Here is a 2,508-nt window from a genome sequence, read left to right as displayed (position 1 = left end):
GGAGACGTCGACGTCGGCGCGGACGTCTCCGACCTGCGGGCCCTGCTGTCGGGGGCGCTCGCCATGGAACGCCACGCCCGCGACAGCGACCGCCCCGCCGGCCGGCTGACCGGGCTCCTGCTGGACGCCCTGCTCCCCCGCCCCTGACCCCGCGAAAAGATGGACGCGGCAGGCGCCCGCAGGGCATCCTGTGGCGTGCTGTTGCGCCAGTTGGAGTATCTGGTGGCCCTGGCCCGGGAGCGGCATTTCGCCCGTGCCGCCGCGGCCTGTCACGTCTCCCAGCCGTCGCTGTCGGCGGCCATCCGCAAGCTCGAACGCGAGCTGGACGTGCCCCTCGTCCGGCGCGGCCAGCGCTTCGCCGGGCTGACCCCGGAGGGCGAGCGGGTGCTGCTCTGGGCGCACCGGATCCTCGCCGACGCCGACGCCCTGCGCCAGGACCTGTCGAAGATGCGCGAAGGGCTGTCGGGCACGCTGCGGATGGGCGCGATCCCGACCGCGCTGACCGCCGCCTCGCTGCTGACCACGCCGTTCTGCGAGCGCTACCCGCACGTACGGGTGCTGCTGACCTCGCTGTCGTCGCGGGAGATCACGCGGCGGCTGGCCGAGTTCGAGATCGACATGGCGATGACGTACCTCGACGACGAGGAGGAGTTCGGCGAGGTGCATCCGCTCTACGAGGAGCGCTACCTGCTGCTGACGCCGTCCGACGGCGAGCTGGCCGAGCGCCGGGTGGCGCGCTGGGCGGAGGTAGCCGCGCTGCCGCTGTGCCTGCTGGCCCCCGAGATGCGCAACCGCCGCATCCTGGACGCCAACTTCCGGCAGGCCGGGGCGGTGGCCGTGCCCGCGATCGAGACCGACACCGTCTCGGCCCTGTTCGCGCACGTCGCGACCCACCGCTGGTCCAGCGTGATCGCGCACGCGTGGCTGCACATGTTCGGGGTGCCCGAGGGCATGCGGGTCGTCCGGCTGGAGCGGCCCGCCCGGGAGCCGCGCGTGGGGCTCGTCCTGGCCGGTACGGGCCCGGAGCCGGTGATGGCGCGGGCCCTGCTGGACCTCGCCCGCGACCTCGATCTGCGCGAGGTGTTCGACCGGCTGACCCACGACCACCTGGCATAGGCGCCCTCTATCACCCGATAGGCACAAACGCTTTGACCTGCGGATATACGTCGGCGGACAGTGAGATCATTCCCGACCGACGAGGAGCAGAGGCCATGGCCAAGGTGCTGTGCGTGCTGTACGACGACCCGATCGACGGATACCCGACCACCTACGCGCGGGACGGCCTGCCCGCGCTGACCGGCTACCCGGGCGGCCAGACGCTGCCCAGCCCCAAGGGGATCGACTTCACCCCCGGCCACCTGCTCGGCAGCGTCTCCGGCGAGCTGGGCCTGCGCCGCTTCCTCGAAGAACGCGGCCACACGCTGGTGGTCACCTCCGACAAGGACGGCGACGACTCGGAGTTCGACCGCGAGCTGGCCGACGCCGACGTGGTGATCTCCCAGCCGTTCTGGCCCGCGTACCTGACGGCCGAGCGCATCGCCCGCGCGCCCAGGCTGAAGCTGGCCGTCACCGCCGGCATCGGCTCCGACCACGTCGACCTCGACGCCGCCATCGCCCGCGGCATCACCGTCGCCGAGGTCACCTACTGCAACAGCATCAGCGTCGCCGAGCACGTCGTGATGATGATCCTGTCCCTGGTGCGCAACTACCTGCCGTCCCACCGGACGGTGCTCGACGGCGGCTGGAACATCGCCGACTGCGTCGCCCGCTCCTACGACGTCGAGGGCATGCACGTCGGCACCGTCGCCGCCGGCCGCATCGGCACGGCGGTGCTGCGCCGGCTCAAGCCGTTCGACGTGCACCTGCACTACACCGACAAGCACCGCCTGCCGCGCGAGGTCGAGGAGGAGCTCGGGCTCACCTTCCACGCGGACGCGGCCGCCATGGTCCCGCACTGCGACGTGGTGACCGTCAACGCGCCGCTCCACCCGCAGACCGAAGGGCTGTTCGGGGACGAGCTGATCGGCTCGATGAAGCGGGGCGCGTACCTGATCAACACCGCCCGCGCCAGGATCGCCGACCGCGACGCGATCGTGCGCGCGCTGGAGAGCGGGCAGCTCGCCGGGTACGCGGGCGACGTCTGGTACCCCCAGCCCGCGCCCGCCGACCACCCGTGGCGGACCATGCCGCACCACGGCATGACCCCGCACATCTCCGGCTCCTCCCTGTCGGCCCAGGCGCGTTACGCCGCCGGCACCCGCGAGATCCTCGAATCGTGGCTGGAGGGCACGCCGATCCGCGAGGAGTACCTGATCGTGGAGGGCGGCGCCCTGGCCGGGGCCGGCGCCCATTCCTACACGACCCGGACGCGTTGACGCGACCGGGTTGGAAGGCGGCGGGCGCCGCCCCCCCCCCCCGCCCCCGGGATCCGGGGGCGCGTGCCGTTGGGTTGAGCACCCCCGCCCCGTGGGGGGGCTCGCGCCCCCGGGCCGCCCGTATAGTTGGGAT

At 72.8% G+C, this 2,508-nt stretch carries 2 protein-coding genes; both read left to right on the top strand.

All coding sequences use genetic code 11. From position 1 onward, the window contains the following. The first annotated feature begins 159 nt into the window (after positions 1-159). On the top strand, positions 160-1,116 hold the full coding sequence (locus tag ACWDX9_RS62305; protein ID WP_449973282.1) for a LysR family transcriptional regulator: 957 nt from the start codon (positions 160-162) through the stop codon (positions 1,114-1,116). Between the two features lie 95 nt (positions 1,117-1,211). Next, a complete protein-coding gene (locus tag ACWDX9_RS62300; RefSeq protein ID WP_449973281.1) occupies positions 1,212-2,375 on the top strand; it encodes an NAD-dependent formate dehydrogenase in 1,164 nt (387 codons plus the stop codon). Positions 2,376-2,508 lie beyond the last annotated feature (133 nt).

The sequence above is a fragment of the Nonomuraea sp. NPDC003201 genome (assembly GCF_053590415.1).
The sequence above is the reverse complement of the archived record's forward strand: the minus strand, read 5'-3'. Positions and strand labels throughout refer to the sequence as shown.